The 17,784-nt window shown below is 68.9% G+C and carries 17 protein-coding genes and 1 tRNA gene; 12 read left to right on the forward strand and 6 right to left on the reverse strand.

The window, feature by feature from the left end:
* The first annotated feature begins 1 nt into the window (after position 1).
* From NJQ99_RS06425 to NJQ99_RS06480, 12 genes are all read left to right on the forward strand, one after another.
* A complete protein-coding gene (locus tag NJQ99_RS06425; protein WP_269331956.1) occupies positions 2–409 on the forward strand; it encodes a cation:proton antiporter subunit C in 408 nt (135 codons plus the stop codon).
* On the forward strand, positions 406–1,926 hold the full coding sequence (locus NJQ99_RS06430; protein WP_269331957.1) for a monovalent cation/H+ antiporter subunit D family protein: 1,521 nt from the start codon (positions 406–408) through the stop codon (positions 1,924–1,926). Before NJQ99_RS06425 ends, NJQ99_RS06430 begins: the two co-directional genes overlap by 4 nt.
* Before the next feature lie 13 nt (positions 1,927–1,939).
* The gene (locus tag NJQ99_RS06435) at positions 1,940–3,406 is read left to right on the forward strand and encodes a proton-conducting transporter transmembrane domain-containing protein (RefSeq protein ID WP_269331958.1); all 1,467 of its coding nucleotides are present in this window, start codon (positions 1,940–1,942) and stop codon (positions 3,404–3,406) included.
* A complete protein-coding gene (locus tag NJQ99_RS06440; RefSeq protein WP_269331959.1) occupies positions 3,403–3,672 on the forward strand; it encodes a hypothetical protein in 270 nt (89 codons plus the stop codon). The genes NJQ99_RS06435 and NJQ99_RS06440 overlap by 4 nt, the downstream gene beginning before the upstream one ends.
* Positions 3,659–5,413, forward strand: a complete 1,755-nt coding sequence (locus NJQ99_RS06445; RefSeq protein WP_269331960.1) for a Na(+)/H(+) antiporter subunit D — start codon at positions 3,659–3,661, stop codon at positions 5,411–5,413. The genes NJQ99_RS06440 and NJQ99_RS06445 overlap by 14 nt, the downstream gene beginning before the upstream one ends.
* Positions 5,414–5,515: 102 nt before the next feature.
* Positions 5,516–6,139, forward strand: a complete 624-nt coding sequence (locus tag NJQ99_RS06450; RefSeq protein WP_269331961.1) for a CoxG family protein — start codon at positions 5,516–5,518, stop codon at positions 6,137–6,139.
* A gap of 88 nt (positions 6,140–6,227) precedes the next feature.
* Positions 6,228–7,145: an AAA family ATPase gene (locus NJQ99_RS06455; RefSeq protein ID WP_269331962.1), complete on the forward strand. Its 918-nt coding sequence runs from the start codon at positions 6,228–6,230 to the stop codon at positions 7,143–7,145.
* A gap of 27 nt (positions 7,146–7,172) precedes the next feature.
* Positions 7,173–8,378, forward strand: coding sequence for a vWA domain-containing protein (locus NJQ99_RS06460; protein WP_407933357.1), 1,206 nt, complete (start codon positions 7,173–7,175; stop codon positions 8,376–8,378).
* Positions 8,375–8,731, forward strand: a complete 357-nt coding sequence (locus NJQ99_RS06465; RefSeq protein WP_269331964.1) for an XdhC family protein — start codon at positions 8,375–8,377, stop codon at positions 8,729–8,731. Before NJQ99_RS06460 ends, NJQ99_RS06465 begins: the two co-directional genes overlap by 4 nt.
* Positions 8,732–8,735: 4 nt before the next feature.
* Positions 8,736–9,425 carry an XdhC family protein gene (locus NJQ99_RS06470; protein ID WP_269331965.1) on the forward strand — a complete coding sequence of 230 codons (690 nt, stop codon included), beginning with the start codon at positions 8,736–8,738 and terminating at the stop codon, positions 9,423–9,425.
* The gene (locus NJQ99_RS06475; protein ID WP_269331966.1) at positions 9,422–11,050 is read left to right on the forward strand and encodes a molybdopterin-binding/glycosyltransferase family 2 protein; all 1,629 of its coding nucleotides are present in this window, start codon (positions 9,422–9,424) and stop codon (positions 11,048–11,050) included. Before NJQ99_RS06470 ends, NJQ99_RS06475 begins: the two co-directional genes overlap by 4 nt.
* Positions 11,047–11,478 carry an iron-sulfur cluster assembly scaffold protein gene (locus tag NJQ99_RS06480; protein ID WP_269331967.1) on the forward strand — a complete coding sequence of 144 codons (432 nt, stop codon included), beginning with the start codon at positions 11,047–11,049 and terminating at the stop codon, positions 11,476–11,478. The genes NJQ99_RS06475 and NJQ99_RS06480 overlap by 4 nt, the downstream gene beginning before the upstream one ends.
* A gap of 6 nt (positions 11,479–11,484) precedes the next feature.
* Here the strand turns inward: NJQ99_RS06480 and NJQ99_RS16290 are convergent, their stop codons facing one another.
* From NJQ99_RS16290 to recJ, 6 genes are all read right to left on the reverse strand, one after another.
* Positions 11,485–12,777, reverse strand: a complete 1,293-nt coding sequence (locus NJQ99_RS16290) for a phosphoadenylyl-sulfate reductase (RefSeq protein ID WP_331283273.1) — start codon at positions 12,775–12,777, stop codon at positions 11,485–11,487.
* A complete protein-coding gene (locus NJQ99_RS06495) occupies positions 12,764–14,428 on the reverse strand; it encodes a nitrite/sulfite reductase (RefSeq protein WP_269331968.1) in 1,665 nt (554 codons plus the stop codon). The genes NJQ99_RS16290 and NJQ99_RS06495 overlap by 14 nt, the downstream gene beginning before the upstream one ends.
* A gap of 30 nt (positions 14,429–14,458) precedes the next feature.
* On the reverse strand, positions 14,459–14,731 hold the full coding sequence (locus NJQ99_RS06500) for a DUF2849 domain-containing protein (protein ID WP_269331969.1): 273 nt from the start codon (positions 14,729–14,731) through the stop codon (positions 14,459–14,461).
* Between the two features lie 16 nt (positions 14,732–14,747).
* Positions 14,748–15,596 carry a uroporphyrinogen-III C-methyltransferase gene (gene cobA / locus NJQ99_RS06505; protein ID WP_331283274.1) on the reverse strand — a complete coding sequence of 283 codons (849 nt, stop codon included), beginning with the start codon at positions 15,594–15,596 and terminating at the stop codon, positions 14,748–14,750.
* Positions 15,597–15,768: 172 nt separating this feature from the next.
* Positions 15,769–15,843: transfer RNA gene (locus tag NJQ99_RS06510), tRNA-Glu, on the reverse strand.
* Between the two features lie 76 nt (positions 15,844–15,919).
* The gene (recJ, locus tag NJQ99_RS06515; RefSeq protein WP_331283275.1) at positions 15,920–17,737 is read right to left on the reverse strand and encodes a single-stranded-DNA-specific exonuclease RecJ; all 1,818 of its coding nucleotides are present in this window, start codon (positions 17,735–17,737) and stop codon (positions 15,920–15,922) included.
* Between the last annotated feature and the right edge of the window lie 47 nt (positions 17,738–17,784).

Below are 17,784 nucleotides of genomic sequence, written 5' to 3' on the forward strand. Positions count from 1 at the left end.
CATGGCCGATTTCGACCATCTGAGCGGGCTGGTTCTCGGCCTCTACAACTACTGGATCGTCATCGCGCTGATGATGACCGGTCTCTACATCGTCATGGCGTGCGGCAACCTGGTGAAGAAGATCGTCGGTCTGAACGTGTTCCAGACGTCGGTGTTCCTGTTCTACATCTCCATGGGCAAGGTCGAGGGCGGCACCGCGCCGATCCTGACCGGCGACCCGGCGGAGGTGTTCTCCAACCCCCTGCCCCACGTGCTGATCCTGACCGCTATCGTCGTCGGCGTGGCGGGCACGGCGCTGGGCCTCGCACTCGCCGTCCGCATCCGCGAGAGCTACGGCACGATCGAGGAGGACGAGATCAACGAGGCCGACATCTCCGACGCGCGCCTTGGCAAGGGCAGCCGCGCATGAGCACGTCCAGCGGTCTCGCCATGGGCCTCGTCGCCCAGCTTCCCGCCTTGCAGGTCGTGGTGCCGCTTCTGGCCGCGCCGGTCTGCTCGCTGATGCGGGTGCGCCATTTGCCGTGGGCCTTCACCCTTGCGGTGACGGCGGCGACCTTCCTCATCTCCCTCGCCCTGCTGCTCGAGGTGCTGGCGGGCGGCACCATCTCCTACCACATGGGCGGATGGCAGCCACCGTTCGGGATCGAGTACCGGATCGACGTCTTCAACGCCTTCGTGCTGCTTATCGTCTCGGCGCTGGCGCTGGTCGTCCTGCCCTTCGCCAAGCGGTCGGTGGAGCGCGAGGTTCCGGCCAGCACGCACGCCCTCTTCTACACCATGTGGCTCGCCTGTTTCGCGGGGCTGCTGGGTGTGGTGGCGACGGGCGACGCGTTCAACCTGTTCGTATTCATCGAGATCTCGTCGCTCGCCACCTATGTGCTGATCGCCAAGGGGTCGGGCAATGACCGGCGCGCGCTGACCGCGTCCTTCCACTACCTCATCATGGGGACGATCGGTGCGACGCTCTACCTGATCGGGCTCGGCTTCCTCTACATGCTCACGGGCACGCTCAACATGGCGGACCTCGCCGAGCGCCTGCCGAGCGTGGAGGACAACCGCGCCGTCATCGTGGCCTTCGCCTTCATCACCATCGGCCTTGGCCTGAAGGCGGCGATGTTCCCGCTGCACACCTGGCTGCCGAACGCCTATGCCTACGCGCCGTCCGCGGTTACCGCCTTCCTTGCATCGACGGCGACGAAGGTCGCGGTCTATGCGCTGATCCGGATGCTGTTCACGATCTTCGGCTTCGACGTCGGGTTCGAGGTCGAGATCCTGACCTACGTGTTCCTGCCGCTGGCGCTTGCCGCCATGTTCTCCGCCTCCATCGCGGCGATCCTGCAGGAGGACATGAAGCGCATGCTCGCCTATTCGAGCGTCGCGCAACTGGGCTACATCGTGCTCGGCCTGTCGCTGAGCCTGACGAGCGAAAGCGGGCTCACGGCGAGCCTCCTGCACCTCTTCAACCATGCGCTGATGAAGGGCGCGGCCTTCCTCGCGGTCGGCGCGATCTTCTACCGGCTCGGCACGGTGAACCTCGCGGGCATCGCGGGGCTGGGGCGCCGCATGCCCTGGACGTTCGGGGTGTTCATCGTGGCGGGCCTCGCGCTGATCGGCGTGCCGGGTACCGCGGGCTTCGTCTCCAAATGGTACCTGGTGGGCGCCGCCATCCAGGCGGGCCTGTGGCCCATCGCGGCGCTGATCGTGATGAGTTCTCTGCTGGCCGTTCTCTACATCTGGCGCACGATCGAGGCGGCCTTCTTCCGCCCGCTGCCGGAGGATGCCGACGAAGTGCGCGAGGCGCCGCTGAGCCTCTTGCTGCCGGGCATCGTCCTGGCGGCAGCCTGCATCGTCTTCGGCATTCATGCCGCGCCCATCGTCGAGGTCGCGCAGACCGCGGCGGGCGCGCTGCTCGGCCAGGCGCAGTGAGGGACACGGATCCATGACCATGACCCTCGCCCTCTGGCTCGTCCTCATCATTCCGGTCGCTGCGACCGTGCTGATCCTGATGTCGGCGGGCAAGCCGAACCAGCGGGAGGCGGTGACGATCCTGTCCGCACTGGCGCTGTTTGCCAACGTCCTCTGGCTGACGGGAGAGGTGCTGTCCGGCACGCCGGGCGAGATCACCTTCCTGACGATGCTGCCGGGCCTCGACCTCGCCTTCCGGATCGAACCGCTGGGGCTGCTGTTCGGCCTCGTGGCGTCGGGCCTGTGGATCATCAACTCGCTCTATTCGATCGGCTACATGCGCGGGAACCGGGAGAAGCACCAGACGCGCTTCTACGCCTGCTTCCCCATCGCCATCGGCGGCGCGCTGGGCATCGCCTATTCGGCGAACCTGGCGACCATGTTCCTGTTCTACGAGGTGCTCACGCTCTCGACCTGGCCCCTGGTCGCGCACAAGCAGAACGAGGACGCGAAGGCCGGCGCGCGGGTCTATCTCGGCGTGCTGATCGCCACCTCCATCGGCCTCTTCCTGCCCGCGATCATCTGGACGTGGACGCTGGCGGGCACGGTCGACTTCCGCCTCGGCGGCATTCTCGCGGGCCATGTCGAGGGGGTGGCGCTGATCGCGCTGCTGGCGCTCTTCATGTTCGGGATCGGCAAGGCGGCGCTGATGCCGATGCACCGCTGGCTCCCCTCGGCCATGGTCGCGCCGACGCCGGTCTCGGCGCTGCTGCATGCCGTCGCGGTCGTGAAGGCGGGCGTGTTCTCCGTGCTGAAGGTCATGGTTTACATCTTCGGCACGGATTTCATGGCGGAAACGGGGGCGAGCGAGTGGCTCGTCTACGCCGCGGCGGGCAGCCTCACGCTCGCCTCGCTCATTGCCATGCGGAAGGACAACCTGAAGGCCCGGCTCGCCTATTCGACGGTCAGCCAGCTTTCCTACGTCACGCTGGGCGCAGCGCTTGCGACCAGTTTTGGCGTCGTGGGCGCGGCCCTGCAGATCGCCATGCACGCCATGGGCAAGATCACGCTCTTCTTCGGCGCGGGCGCGATCTACACCGCCCACCACAAGACCGAGATCAGCGAGATGGACGGCCTCGGCCGCCGGATGCCCTTCACCTATGGCGCGATGCTGATCGGCGCGTTGTCGATCATCGGCCTGCCGCCCCTGGGGGGCGTGTGGGCCAAATGGTACCTCATGTCCGGCGCGGTCGACGCGCAGATGCTGTGGGTCGTGGGCATCCTGATGCTGTCGTCGCTGCTGAACGTCGCCTATCTGCTGCCGATCATGGCGCGCGGCTTCTTCAAGCCGCCGGCGGAGGACGTCGCGGGCAAGGGCCTGGCGGAGGCTCCGGCCTTCTGCGTCGTGCCGCTGTGCCTGACCGCGCTGGGCTGCGTGGTGCTGTTCTTCATGGCGGGCGACATCATCGATCTCATCGCACCGATCGCGGGGATGCAATGACGGGGCAGCCGACAACCCACGAGACCGAAGAGACGCGCGGCGTACTGGAACGCGCACGCGGCATCGGATCGCTGGCCGTTATCTGCGCGGTGCTGGCGCTGGGCGGACTCGGCGCGCACCTCGACGCCTACGCCAAGCTCGATCTCGAGAAGATCCCCGCCGTCTATGGCATCGCGGGCGTGGCCGGGGTCTTCGCGGCAGGTATTCTGGCGCTTATCGGGCGCTGGGTGCTGGTGCGGCGGGAGGATCATTATGACCGCGGCTGACCTGATCCCCACCCTGCCCTCACTGCCCGCCGACGTGATGGCCGCGCTGTGGACGCCCGGCATCGTGCTGATGCTCGCGGGCCTCGTGGCCGCCGTGGGCAGCCAGACGATCCGCGCGGGCGCGCTGCTCCTCGGGCCGCTGCTCGCCTTCCTGGTGCTGCTCGGCACGCCGGTCGGCACGACGGTGACGCTCGAATGGCTGGGCTTCGAGTTGACACCCGTGCGCCACGACCGGCTGTCGCTCGTCTTCGTTCTCGTGTTCCTGCTCGCGGCGCTGCTCGCAGGGGTCTACGCGCTACATTCGAAAAGCCGGCTGGAGGTGTCCTCCGCCCTGATCTATGCCGGCGCGGCCGTCGGCGCGGTGATGGCGGGCGACCTCGTCACGCTCTTCATCTACTGGGAACTGACGGCCATCGCCTCTGTCTTCCTGATCTGGGTGAACGGCACCGACAGGGCGTACCGGGCGGGGATGCGCTACCTTCTGGTGCAGGTGGTCTCCGGCTTGCTGCTGATCGGCGGCGCAGTCGTGATCTGGCGCGAGACGGGCACGCTCGCCTTCGACCGGATGGTGCTCGAAAGCCCGGCGACCTGGGCGATCTTCGTGGCGTTCGGCATCAAGGCGGCCTTCCCGCTGCTCAATGGCTGGATGCAGGACGGCTACCCGGAAGGCAGCGTCATCGGCACCGTGGTGCTATCCGCGTTCACGACGAAGCTTGCGATCTACGCGCTTGCCCGCGGGTTTCCGGGGACCGAACTGCTCATCCCCATCGGCGCGGCGATGGCCGTGTGGCCCGCGATCCCGGCGATCCTGGAGACGGACCTGCGCCGCGTGCTGGCCTATGCGCTCAACTGCCAGCTGGGCTTCATGGTCGTGGGCATCGGCGTCGGCACGGCGGAGGGGATCAACGGCGCGGTCGGCCACGCCTTCGCCAGCACGATCTACCAGGGCCTGCTCTACATGGCGACGGGCGCGGTTCTGTTCCGCATGGGCACGGTGGAGGTGTCGCGCCTCGGCGGCCTTGCGCGCGCCATGCCGCTGACGGCGGCCTTCTGTATCGTGGGTGCAGCGGCGATGGCGGCGGCGCCGCTTTTCTCCTCCTATGTCGTGAAGTCGCTTACGCTGTCGGCGGCGGCCCACGAGGGGCACTACGCGGCCTACATCGCGCTCATCGTGGCGGGCGGCCTCGCGGTCGTGCATGGCGGGCTGAAGGTGCCCTATCTCGCTTTCTTCGCGCCGCGCCGCGGGCCTGCGCCGGCGGAGGAACCGCGGGAGGCGCCGGCGAACATGCTGATCGCCATGGCGCTGGCGGCGGGCGTGACGGTGGGGCTCGGCGTGTCGCCCACCGCGTTCTACGCGCTCCTGCCCTTCCCCGTGGAGTATGCGCCCTACAAGACGGCGAGCGTGCTGACGCAGCTTCAGCTTCTGACCTTCGCCGCTCTCGCCTTCGCGCTCCTGCTGCGCTGGGGGCTCGTGATCCGCGACCGCAAGGTGGTCGTGCTGAACACCGACTGGCTCTACCGGGTGCCGGGCCGCTTCCTCGCGGTCGAGCTTTCGGACCAGGCGGCGCAGTTCCGCGCCGGCCTCGCGCGCATCGGGATGGGGCTTGCCCGCGACCTGGGCGGCTTCTTCCTGCGCACGCACGGCCCGGAGGGCGTGATGGCCCGGCCATGGCCCATCGGCCTGACTGTCATGTGGGTGGCGATCGTTCTCGTCTGCAGCCTGGTTCTGTATTACCTCTAGGACGATGAACAGGCGTCCGGCCCCCTCGAAGGGGCCGGCGCGACGCACCAACGGGGCCGGACGTGCCCCGCGCAACCACGTCACGAACGGGAGAACAGCCACATGAAACTCAGCGGCGAATACCGGATCCCCGCCCCGCGCGAGCAGGTGTGGGAGGCGCTGAACGACCCGGACGTGCTGAAGGAGTGCATTCCCGGCTGCGAGGAGGTGACGAAGACCTCCGACAATTCCTTCGAGGCGAAGGTGAAGGCGAAGGTCGGCCCCGTCTCCGCCAACTTCAAGGGCAATGTGGAGCTGACCGACCTCAACCCGCCGGAAAGCTACACGATCACCGGCTCCGGCTCGGGCGGCGCCGCGGGTGGCGCAAAGGGCGCGGCGAAGGTGAAGCTGACGCCCGACGGAGACGAGACAATCCTCAGCTACGACGTGGACGCGACCGTCTCCGGCAAGCTTGCGCAGCTCGGACAGCGCATGATCGACCCGGTCGCGAAGAAGATGGCCAACCAGTTCTTCGAAAGCTTCGCCGGGCGGCTGGGCGGCAGTGCGGTGCCCGCGCAGGAAACGGCGGAGGAAGAGGAAGCCGCTACCGCCGCGGGCAGCCCGGTGGGCGCTGGCGCCGTCGGCCCGACCGCGACGCCGTCGACCGCGGGCGGCATCCCGCAATGGGCATGGATCGCGGGCCTCGCGGCCATCGTCCTGATCCTCATCTACGTCTTCACCGGCTGAGGCCAAGGGCGCGCCCGCCCGCGACGAGCGTGAGGGCCGCGCCACCGCCTGCCGTCTATCTTCCCCAATCTGGACCTTGCGTGCTGCCGTGACCGAGACGCTTCCCACCTCCATCGACGCGACCGAGGCGCTTCTGACCGGCGGCGGCTATGTCGCCGACCGGGCGCTGTCGACCGCCCTCTTCCTGTCCCTGCGCATGGGCCGACCCCTGTTCCTCGAGGGCGAGGCCGGCGTCGGCAAGACCGAGATCGCGAAGGTGCTGAGCGCCACGCTCGGCCTGCCGCTCGTCCGCCTGCAGTGCTACGAGGGGCTCGACACCGCCGCGGCGGTCTACGAGTGGAACTACGCTGCCCAGATGATCGAGATCCGTCTCGCGGAGGCAGAGGGCATCCGCGACCGCGCCCAGCTCGGCACCGACATCTTTTCCGAGCGGTTCCTGATCCGCCGCCCGATCCTGCAGGCGCTGCAGCCCGCCGACACGGGCCGCGCGATCCTGCTGATCGACGAGCTGGACCGCACCGACGAGCCGTTCGAGGCCTATCTGCTCGAGGTGCTCTCCGACTTCCAGGTGACCGTGCCGGAGATCGGGACGATCAGGGCCAAGGAGCCGCCCATCGTCATCATCACCTCCAACCGCACGCGCGAGATCCACGACGCGCTGAAGCGCCGCTGCCTCTATCACTGGGTCGACTACCCCGATGCCGCGCGCGAGCTTGAGATCCTGCACGCCAAGGTGCCGCACGCACCGGAGGCGCTCACCGCGGAGATCGTCGCCTTCGTGCAGGCGCTGCGCGAGGAGGACCTGTTCAAGCTGCCGGGCGTCGCGGAGACGATCGACTGGGCGACCGCGCTCGTGGAACTCGACCGCCTCTCGCTCGATCCGGAGACCATCAACGACACGCTGGGCGTCGTCCTGAAGTACCAGGACGACATCGAGAAGGTGCGCGGCGGCGAGGCGCGGCGCATTCTCGACAAGGTCAAGGCCGACCTCGCCGCGCGCGGCTGACCGGGGAGGCCCCGCACGATGCCCCAAATGCGCGAACGCGGCGATCCCGGCGCCCTGGCGGAAAACATCATGCACTTCGCCCGCGTGCTGCGCGCCGCCGGCGTGCCCATCGGCCCGGCGACCGTGGTCGATGCGGTCGACGCCATGCGGTTCGGCGCCGTCCGCTCGCGCGAGGATTTCTACTGGGCGCTGCATGCCTTCTTCGTCCGCAAGCGGGAGCATCACGTCCTGTTCGACGAGGCGTTCCGCCTCTTCTGGCGCAATCCGCAGGTGCTGGAGCGGATGCTCGACACCATGCTGCCGACCATCGAGATGCCGCAGGACGCCCGCCAGAAGGACAGTGCGCGCCGCCGCGTGGCCGAAGCCTTCCTGCACGGTCTCGACCGCAAGTACGACGATCTGCCGCCGCCGAAGGTCGAACTCGACGCGACCTATGCCGCGTCGGGCGAGGAAGTGCTGAAAACCCGCGATTTCGAGCAGATGAGCGCAGAGGAACTGGAGCGCGCGAAGGAAGCCATCGCGCGCCTGCGCCTGCCGCTGCACGAGGTGCGCACCCGGCGCACCCGGGCCGCACGCACCGGCCCTGCCGTCGATCTTCGCGCGAGCCTGCGTGCCGCGATGCGCACGGGCGGGGACGTTCTGGCGCTGAAGAAGCGCCGCCAGGTCGTCCGGCACCCGCCGCTGGTCGTGCTCTGCGACATTTCCGGCAGCATGAGCCGTTATGCCCGCATGGTGCTGCATTTCCTCCATGCCATCACCGGCGCGCGCGACCGCGTGCACGTCTTCACCTTCGGCACGCGGCTCACCAACATCACGCGCGCGCTCGCACGCCGCGACGTCGACGACGCGCTGGCCGAGGTGGCGAAGGAGGTCAAGGACTGGTCGGGCGGCACCCGCATCGGGGAGGCGCTGCATGCCTTCAACCGCGACTGGTCGCGCCGCGTGCTGGGCCAGGGGGCGGTGGTGCTGCTGATCACCGACGGGCTCGACCGCGACGCGGGACGCGGGCTCGAACGGGAGGTGGAGCGGCTGCACATGTCCTGCCGCCGTCTCGTGTGGCTCAACCCCCTGCTGCGCTGGGACGGGTTCGAACCGAAGGCGCTGGGCGTGCGCGCAATCCTGCCGCACGTTGACGAATTCCGCCCGGTTCACAACATCGAAAGCCTGGAGGCGCTCGCCGCCGCGCTCAGCGATCCGCGCGTGGCCGAGCGGGGACGGAGGCTCGCCGCATGACAGACACGACGACAGATAACAATCCGACCGGCGGCACCGCGCCCGCCGACGTGCTTGCGGAGGTCGCGCGCTGGCGTGAGGCCGGCAAGGACGCCGCCGTCGCAACCGTGATCCAGACGTGGGGCTCCGCGCCGCGGCAGGCGGGCTCCATGCTCGGTATCTCCAGCGAGGGGGAGCTTGCGGGCTCCGTCTCCGGCGGCTGCGTCGAGGGCGCCGTGCTGGAGGAGGCTCTCGAGATCATGAAGACCGGCACGCCGAAGCTCCTGACCTTTGGCGTCTCCGACGACGAGGCGTGGACCGTAGGCCTCGCCTGTGGCGGCACGATCCGCGTCTTCGTGGAGAAGGTGGGCTGAGGCGATGAAAAGCGAGACCCTCGACGAGATCCTGAAAGCGCGGGCCGAGGCGCGCGCCCTCGTCGTCGCCACGCGGCTTTCCGACGGCGCACAGCGCATCGTGGCACCCGACGCGCAGGCGGGCGAGTCGACGCTCGAGCGCGCCGCGCACGCAGCCCTTCTGAGCGACAAGCCCCGCACCGTCGAGGCGGACGGCGAGGATTGGTTCCTCAACGTCTTCAACACGCCGCTGCGCCTCATCGTGGTGGGCGCGGTGCACATCGCGCAGGCGCTCGTCCCGGCGGCGCAGCTTGCGGGCTATGCGGTGACCGTGATCGACCCGCGCACCGCCTTCGCCACAGCCGACCGGTTTCCTGGCGTCGCGATCAGCCACGACTGGCCCGACGAAGCGATGGAGGCGCTGAAGCCCGATCACCGCACCGCCCTCGTCACGCTGACGCACGACCCGAAGCTCGACGATCCGGCGTTGCACGTGGCCTTGCGCTCGCCCCTTTTCTACATCGGTGCGCTGGGGTCCACACGCACGCACGCAAAGCGTGTCGCACGGCTGACCGAGGCGGGCTTCACGGAGGCCGAGATCGCGCGCATCCATGCGCCCGTTGGCCTCTCCATCGCGGCCTCGACGCCCGCCGAGATTGCCATCGCCACGCTGGCCCAGATCACCAGCGTGCTGCGGGGAGGCACGGTCCGGTGAGGTTCGGCCCGGTCCCGCTGGACGAGGCGGAGGGCGCGGTCCTCGCCCACTCCCTGAAAGCGGGCGCGGTGCGCCTGAAGAAGGGCCGCGTGCTGACGGCGGACGATCTCGCCGCACTTTCCGCTGAGGGTGTGGGCGAGGTGATTGCTGCCCGTCTCGGCAACAACGACGTGGCCGAGGACGAAGCGGCAGACATCCTCGCCGCCGCCATCGCCGGCCCCGGCACGCGCGCGGCGCCCCCCTTCACAGGCCGCGCCAATCTCTATGCGGAACTTGCGGGCCTTCTCGCCGTCGACCGTGACCGGATCGACGCGGTGAACCTCGTTGACGAGGCGATCACGCTCGCGACTCTGACGCCGTACGAGGCGGTCGCGGAGAACGACATGCTGGCGACCGTGAAGATCATTCCGTTCGCCGCACCGCGGGCGGCGCTCGACCGCGTGCTGGAGATCGTGCGCGCGGGGCCGCCCCTGCTGACGGTCGCCCCCTTCCGCGCGATGACGGCGGGGCTCGTCGCGACGACGCTGCCCGGCCTCAAGGACAGTATCCTCGACAAGACGCGGGGCGTGACGGATGCGCGGCTTGCCCAACGGGGCAGCGGCATCGGACAGGAAGACCGCGTGCCCCATGCGGAGGCCGACGTAGCCCGCGCCATCGGCGTGCAGATCGCGGCGGGCCTCTCCCCCATCCTGGTCTTCGGCGCATCGGCAACGGTCGACCGGCGCGACGCAGTGCCCGCGGGCATCGTGGCGGCGGGCGGCGAGGTCATGCACTACGGCATGCCGGTCGATCCTGGAAACCTGCTCGTCATGGGCCGCGTCGGGGACACGCCCGTCATCGGACTGCCGGGCTGCGCACGGTCTCCCAAGCTCAATGGCTTCGACTGGGTGCTCGACCGGGTGCTGTGCGGCCTGGAGGTCACGCCACGCGACATCATGCGCATGGGCGCGGGGGGCCTGCTGAAGGAAATCCCCACCCGCCCGCAGCCGCGCGACAACAGTGCCACGTCCAAGGGCCCCCGCAAGCCGCGGATAGCCGCCCTCCTGCTCGCCGCCGGCCAGTCGCGGCGGATGGGCGCCGCAAACAAGCTTCTGGAGGACATCGGCGGCGTGCCGATGGTCGTGCGCGTTGCCGATACGCTACGCGAAAGCCAGGTAGACACCGTGATCGCGGTCACGGGGCACGAGGCCGAACGGGTCTCCGCCGCGCTCGAGGGGCATGTCGCGGCCAGCGTCCAGAACCCCTCTTACGCCGAGGGTCTCAGTACGTCGCTGAAGGCGGGGCTTGCCTCCCTGCCCCCCGATGTGGATGCGGTCCTCGTCGCGCTGGGTGACATGCCGGGCCTGTCGGCCCGCGACATCGACCGGCTGATCGCCGCCTTCAACCCGGTGGAGGGGCGCGCCATCGTCGTCCCGACATACAAGGGAAAGCGTGGAAATCCCGTCCTTTGGGGCCGTCAGCTCTTTTCTGACATGAAGTCGGTTTCGGGCGATACTGGCGCGCGGCACCTCATCGGCGAACACGCAGACCTCGTGACCGAGGTCGAGATGCAGACCGACGCCGCACTCACAGATCTCGACACGCCCGAGATGCTCTCGGCCTACCGGAACCGGACCCGCACATGAGCGACCTGCCCTTCACCAAGGAGATCCTGCGCATCGCCGCCCGCGCGACGGGGGCCGGCCGCCTCGACGTGCCGGACGGCACCGCGACGCGGCGTAGCCCGACCTGCGGGGACCGCATCACGGTCGATGTCACACTGTGCGATCACGCGATCCGCTCGCTGTCCCACGACACCCGCGCCTGTGTTCTCTGCCAGGCGTCGGCTGCCATTCTGGCAGCATCTGCGATTGGCAAAACACAAAATAGTCTCCGCGACTTGCGAGAAACAGTTGCAGCGATGCTGAAAGAAGGCGGGGCCCCGCCCGCCGCTCCCTTCGCCGACTATGCCCTGCTGCAACCGGCTGCGACGCACCGTAACCGGCACGGCTGCGTCCTGCTGCCGATCGATGCGGCACTCGAGGCACTGGAAACGGCAGGCGCGGATGCCTGACGCGCCTCAGGCTGCATCTCGCCGCCTCCGGGTCCGCAGATCCAGGGCGGTCTCCTCGCCCGGCACGCACGCAGGCTGATAGAAGACGCTCACCTCCGGCAGATGCCCGCGGGCCAGCGCTGCGCGGGTCGCCGCATGCGTGATTTCGAACGCGGTCGCGCCGACGCGGCGCAGGAACGCGATCTGGTCGAGCAGCACGTCACCCGTCGCCCGGATCTCTCCCTTGAAGCCATGACGCTCACGCAGCAGGCGGATGGTCGAATACCCGCGCCCGTCGTTGAACTTCGGGAAACGCACCGCAATCATGTCGAGATGCGAAAGGTCCGCGAGCAGCGGATCAAGTGCCGCGCCGCCCTCGATCTCGACCGCCACAGGGGCCGGCCGAGCGTGCAGGGCGTCCCTCTCGCCAAGCCAGCGGCCGAGCGATACGAGCACAGCCCCCGCCTCGGGCATCTCCGCTGCATCGGCTAGGCGGGCCCACACGTCGCGCACGAAGGAGCCGTCTCGGTAGATGATCATGGGGTCGCCCTCCTCTCCCTGCCGTGCGCCCTGCCCGCCGAGACGCGCAGCCGGCGCCAGGTGGATGCCGCACTCGGTCTTCTCCTGCCCGCGCCAGCGTCCTGAGCGGCTGTCCTCCCCCGCCGCCACGCGCGTGGTGCATGGCATGCAGCCAATCGATGGATATCCTTCTGCAACAAGGGGATGTGCGGGAAGATTTCGTGCTTCCATGAAGCGTGTGACATCGTCCGCCGTCCAGCCGGCCAGCGGGTTGACCTTGATATGCCGGCCATCGCTCTCGAAAACCTGCAGGCCCTCCCGCGACGAAGCCTGAAAGCGCTTGCGCCCCGTGATCCACGCATCGAATCCGTCGAGCGCGCGGGCGAGCGGTGCGACCTTGCGCAGCGCGCAGCAGGCGTCCGGCTCCTGTGCCCAGAGCACACCTTGGGGATCGACGTTCGCAGCATCGCGGGACTCAGGCCTGACGCTGCGCACATCCGTCAGGCCCAGGTGCGCGACCAGCGCATCGCGGTAGCGCAGCGTCTCGCCGAACAGCTTGCCCGTGTCGATGAACACGACAGGCGTTGCCCGATCGATCTCCGCCACGAGCGAGAGGAGGACCGCAGATTCTGCGCCGAAACTTGAAACAAGCGCGATACGCCCCTGAAAATACCGCACGATCGCTGCGCGCAAGATCTGCTCTGCGCCTGCACCCTCATGCGCAAGGGTCAGCCCGCTCGCCATGCGCACACGGTCCGCAGGCGTTGGCCCTGCCGACATCAATGCCTCAAGCCCGGCCATAAAGCGCCTCCTTGAACGGCTGGTGGCCGACGCGACGCACGGTGTCGAGAAATGTCTCGGCAGGCCCGTTGCGCATGTGCACATAGGTATCGACGAGTGTTTCGACGGCACCCGCAATCTCCTCCGGCCCGAAGCCGGGGCCGAGGATCTGGCCGACCGCAGCCCGTTCATCCGGCGCACCGCCGAGCGTCAGCTGGTAAAGCTCCTGCCCCTTGCGCTCGACACCCAGGATCCCGATGGCGCCCACATGGTGATGGCCGCAGGCGTTGATGCAGCCGGAGATCTTGATGCGCAGGTCGCCGACGTCCACCTGCCGCACCGGATCGGCGAAGCGCGCCTGGATCTTCTGCGCCACCGGGATCGAGCGGGCGTTGGCCAGCGCGCAATAGTCGAGGCCCGGGCACGCGACAATATCGGTCACGAGACCCGCGTTGGCGGTTGCAAGTCCGTGTGCAGCGAGCCCGTCGTAAAGCGCGGACAGGCGGTCGCGGGGCACGTGCGGCAGAACGAGATTTTGCTCGTGGCTCACGCGGATCTCATCATGGGCGTGGACTTCCGCGAGGTCTGCCACCGCTTCCATCTGCTCCGCCGTTGCATCGCCCGGCACGCCCCCGGGGCCCTTGAGCGACACGGTGACGCTCACATGCCCCGGATCGCGGTGAGGGTGGAGATTGCGTGCGAGGAAGGCGGCAAAGCCCGCATCCCGCCGCGCACGGCGCGCAAGCGCGGCCTCCGCTGCGGCAACGTCGACGGCACGCGGCGCCGGCAGCGCGAAATAGGACCGGATGCGGGCGATCTCGTCAGCAGGCAGCGTCAGGGCGCCCTCGCGGATCGCCCGCCACTCCGCCTCGATCTCACGGGTCAGCACCTCGACCCCCGTCTCGTGCACGAGGATCTTGATGCGCGCCTTGTACTTGTTGTCGCGTCGGCCGGAGAGATTGTAGACGCGCAAAATTGCCTCGAGATAGGAAAGAAGGTCAGGCTCCGGTAAGAACTCCCTGATTTTCCTGGTAATCATGGGTGTGCGGCCAAGGCCGCCACCGACCCAGACCTCGAATCCGAGGGTGCCGTCCGCCGCCCGCTTCAGCGCGAGCCCGATGTCGTGGAAGCGGATCGCCGCGCGGTCGTGCGGCGCAGCCGACACCGCGATCTTGAACTTGCGCGGCAGGAAGGAAAACTCGGGGTGCAGCGAGGACCATTGCCGGACGATCTCCGCGTAAGGGCGCGGATCGGCCACCTCGTCCGCCGCAGCCCCCGCGAAATGATCCGCCGTAACGTTGCGGATGCAATTGCCCGAGGTCTGGATCGCGTGCATCTCGACGTCCGCCAGCTCGTCGAGGATGTCCGGCACATCCGCCAGCCGCGGCCAGTTGAACTGGATGTTCTGGCGCGTCGTGAAATGCCCGTACCCGCGGTCGTAGACGCGCGCGATGCGCGCCAGCCTGCGCATCTGGCGGGCATTGAGCGTTCCGTAGGGGATCGCCACCCGCAGCATGTAGGCGTGAAGCTGCAAATAGAGGCCGTTCATCAGCCGCAACGGCTTGAACTGCTCCTCCGTCAGGTCGCCAGCGAGGCGCCGCTCGACCTGGTCGCGGAACTGGGCCACGCGCTCGGCGACGAAGCGGTGATCGAACTCATCGTAACGGTACATGGTGCGCAAGGTCTCCGGCAGGCGGGCGGGTCAGGCGGCGTTCCCGGCGGTGGGGCGGCCGGTGGCGCGAATCCGCTCCCTGAGGCGGACGGGCGTCGCGCCGTCCTGGCCGAGGTCGATCAGGTAGAGGTCGAGGATGCGGTTCGAGGCGATGTCGGCCTCCGCCACCGTGCGGGCAGCTTCGGCGTCCTCGACCGAAGCGAAGCGCATCGCCGCGGCCATGTCCTCCGCCCATTCACCATCGGGCGTGCGAAAGACCGCCCTGCCGTCGCGCAGGCGCTGTGCGGTGAGGATCTGAGGCATGGGGTTCCCTCCCGTCTCAGGCCGCGGCTGCGGCAGGCACGGGCACAAGCGGCTCGGCCCGGCCCAGCCGGCCAGAAAGCGCGTCCCCGATCAGGATCAACACGGGGCCAGCGAGATCGCGCCGCCCCGCAAGCGCCGGCAGGTCCGCGACGCTCCCGCCGAGCAGGCGCATGTCCCGCCGGCTCACATTCTCGATCGCGGCGACGGGCGTATCCGGCGCGAGGCCCGCGGCGAGCAGCCTGCCCGCGGCCTCCGCCGCGACCGTCTTGCCCATGTAGACGGCAATTGTCGCCCCCTGCCCCACAAGCGCCGGCCAGGGCGCCGCATCCGCCCCCTCCGCCCCGTGGCCGGTGACGAACACCAGGCTCGACGCAACGCCGCGCAGGGTCAGCGGCAGCGCTGCCTCGGCGGCGGCCGCGAGCGCGGAGGTCACGCCCGGCACAATCTCGTAACCGATGCCGGCGGCTTCGAGCGCAGCGATCTCCTCGCCCGCGCGGCCATAGACCATCGGGTCGCCGCCCTTCAGCCGCGCGACGCGCGCGCCGCTGCGGGCATGGGCGACGATCAGGGCATCGATATCCGCCTGTTTCAGGGATGGACCGCCCTTGCGCTTGCCGGCGAGTATGCGCGCCGCATCGGGCCGCCCCACGGCCAGCACCTCAGCCGGAACGAGACTGTCGTGAACGATGACGTCCGCCTGCGCAAGAACCCGTGCCGCGCGCAAGGTCAGAAGGTCCGCAGCCCCCGGCCCTGCACCCACGAGCCAGACGAAACCGGGCTGCACGCACCGTGCCGTCGCGGCATGCGCCCGTGCGCGCCCAAGGGCATCGTCGCCCGCCGGCATCGCGTCGAGTCGATAGTGCATGAGCCACCCCTTTCTCCAGCCAAGGCGTGGACAGATAAATATTTTACATTGCAATAGTCAATTGTATTGTTTTTTACAAGTTTATTTTGTTATTTATATCCAAGCCAGCATGAAACGCCCAATCCTGACGGGAACGGGCGGTGAAAATCGAACATTTCCGGAGGTTTGCCGGTGGCGCTCCCTACGGGAATCGAACCCGTGTTTCCAGATTGAAAATCTGGCGTCCTAACCATTAGACGAAGGGAGCCCGATGGCGTGGGCGGGTGTTTATCGCCTCGCGGGGGGCTTGGCAAGACCGATCCGCGCAATTCTCCCCGGAAAAATCATGCCTCTGCCAGGGCCACGTCGTCGATCTGGATCTCCACCGCATCAGCGCCCTTCCAGTCGTCGCGGCGCAGCTTTCCCGCGATGTGGAGATGGGTGCCGCGCGCCTCCTCCAGCGCCTTGCCGAGCGCTTCGCCGACCGCGCGGAAGGCCACGCCCTTCACCCGCGTGCCCGACGAATCGGCAAGCGAAAGGCGCAGGTGCGCCTCTCCCATCACCGACAGGTGCGCAATCCGCACACCGGTAAAGGCGAGGCGCGGCTGCGGATTGCCCGCACCGTAGGGGCCCGCCTTCTCCAGCAGGTCCACGAGATCCGCCGTTGCACCGCCCAGCGCAACCGCCCCGTCGATGTGGAGCGCGGCATCGGCCCGCGCGGCCTCCACGTCCGCTGCAAGCCGGTCCGCGAGAAAGGCTGAGAAGGCGTCGAGCGCATGCTCGGCAACGGTCAGGCCCGCCGCCATCGCGTGCCCGCCGCCTGCAACCAGCAACCCCTCGTCCGCCGCCGCGCGCACCGCGCGCCCCAGGTCGACACCGGCGATGGACCGGCCCGAGCCCTTGCCCATGCCGTTCTCCATGCCGATGACGATGGCCGGCCGGCCGTAGCGTTCCTTCAGCCGGCTCGCCACGATGCCGATGACGCCCGGATGCCATCCCTCGCCCGCCACGGTGACGACGGGCACAGCGTCGGCGCCCGATATCTCGGCGCGGGCAAGCGCGGCGTCGAGGACCGCGGCCTCGATCTCCTTGCGCTCCCGGTTCCAGGCGTCGAGGTCGCACGCGATTGCAGCGGCCTCCTGCGGGTCGTCGAGGGCGAGCAGGCGGCTGCCCGCATCCGGCCGGCCCACGCGCCCGCCCGCATTGACGCGGGGGCCCAGCAGGAAACCCAGATGGTAGCAGTCGGGCCGCTGACGGAGTTTCGCCACGTCGGCAAGCGCGGCAAGCCCCGCATTGCCGCGCCGCGCCATGATCTGCAGCCCGCGCACGACGAGCGCACGATTGGGGCCGGTGAGCGGCACCACGTCCGCAACGGTGCCGAGCGCCACGAGGTCGAGAAGCTGGACGAGGTCGGGCACGGGCCGGCCCGAGCGGTCGAACCAGCCGCGGCCGCGCAACTCCCGCACCAGCGCGACAGCCAGCAGGAAGGTCACGCCAACCGCCGCAAGCTGGCCGAGACCGGAGCCGCAATCGGGCCGGTTCGGATTGATGTGGGCGAGAACGGGCAGCGGTGCGTCGCCTGTCTGGTGATGGTCGGAGACGACGATGTCGAGGCCAGCGTCGCGCGCGGCCCCCAGAACCTCGTGCGCGGCGGCCCCGCAATCGACGGTCACGACGAGCGAGGCGCCCTTCTCCTTCAGCGCCAGCAGCGCCGGGAGGTTGGGGCCGTACCCCTCCGCCAGCCGGTCGGGAATGTGGACGGCCACCGGCGTGCCCAGCAGCCGCAGAAGGCGCACCAGAAGGGCCGAGGACGTCGCACCGTCGACGTCATAGTCGCCGAAGATGCCGACCTTCTCCCCTGCCTCCACCGCATCGGCGAGGCGGACCGCGCCCGCATCCATGTCGGCGATCAGCGAGGGGTCGGGCAGGTCCTCGCGCAGCGACGGCGCGAGATAGCGCTCGGCGGACGCCGGACTGACGCCACGGCCTGCGAGGACGCGGCCGATCACCTCCGGCACTCCGGCTGTCTGGGCGATGGCGAGAGCCGTACGGTCGCAATCGGCGCGGTGCACCCAGCGCCGCCCCGTGAGCGAACGGGCCACGCCGAGGGCAGAGATATCCGCCCCTGGCGCAGCGCCGGAGATCGTGTCGGTCATGGACATGGGCCCCAGCCTAGCGGCTCGAACCCGATTCGGGCAGACGCGCGGCC

Origin of the sequence: Futiania mangrovi (genome assembly GCF_024158125.1) — a bacterium.
Taxonomy (GTDB): domain Bacteria; phylum Pseudomonadota; class Alphaproteobacteria; order Futianiales; family Futianiaceae; genus Futiania; species Futiania mangrovi.

Coding starts and splice junctions, on each gene's coding strand:
- NJQ99_RS06425 (WP_269331956.1), top strand. CDS start 2: ATGGCCGATTTCGACCATCTGAGCGGGCTGGTTCTCGGCCTCTACAAC.
- NJQ99_RS06430 (WP_269331957.1), top strand. CDS start 406: ATGAGCACGTCCAGCGGTCTCGCCATGGGCCTCGTCGCCCAGCTTCCC.
- NJQ99_RS06435 (WP_269331958.1), top strand. CDS start 1,940: ATGACCATGACCCTCGCCCTCTGGCTCGTCCTCATCATTCCGGTCGCT.
- NJQ99_RS06440 (WP_269331959.1), top strand. CDS start 3,403: ATGACGGGGCAGCCGACAACCCACGAGACCGAAGAGACGCGCGGCGTA.
- NJQ99_RS06445 (WP_269331960.1), top strand. CDS start 3,659: ATGACCGCGGCTGACCTGATCCCCACCCTGCCCTCACTGCCCGCCGAC.
- NJQ99_RS06450 (WP_269331961.1), top strand. CDS start 5,516: ATGAAACTCAGCGGCGAATACCGGATCCCCGCCCCGCGCGAGCAGGTG.
- NJQ99_RS06460 (WP_407933357.1), top strand. CDS start 7,173: ATGCGCGAACGCGGCGATCCCGGCGCCCTGGCGGAAAACATCATGCAC.
- NJQ99_RS06465 (WP_269331964.1), top strand. CDS start 8,375: ATGACAGACACGACGACAGATAACAATCCGACCGGCGGCACCGCGCCC.
- NJQ99_RS06470 (WP_269331965.1), top strand. CDS start 8,736: ATGAAAAGCGAGACCCTCGACGAGATCCTGAAAGCGCGGGCCGAGGCG.
- NJQ99_RS06480 (WP_269331967.1), top strand. CDS start 11,047: ATGAGCGACCTGCCCTTCACCAAGGAGATCCTGCGCATCGCCGCCCGC.
- NJQ99_RS16290 (WP_331283273.1), bottom strand. CDS start 12,777: ATGGCCGGGCTTGAGGCATTGATGTCGGCAGGGCCAACGCCTGCGGAC.
- NJQ99_RS06495 (WP_269331968.1), bottom strand. CDS start 14,428: ATGTACCGTTACGATGAGTTCGATCACCGCTTCGTCGCCGAGCGCGTG.
- NJQ99_RS06500 (WP_269331969.1), bottom strand. CDS start 14,731: ATGCCTCAGATCCTCACCGCACAGCGCCTGCGCGACGGCAGGGCGGTC.
- cobA (WP_331283274.1), bottom strand. CDS start 15,596: ATGCACTATCGACTCGACGCGATGCCGGCGGGCGACGATGCCCTTGGG.
- recJ (WP_331283275.1), bottom strand. CDS start 17,737: ATGTCCATGACCGACACGATCTCCGGCGCTGCGCCAGGGGCGGATATC.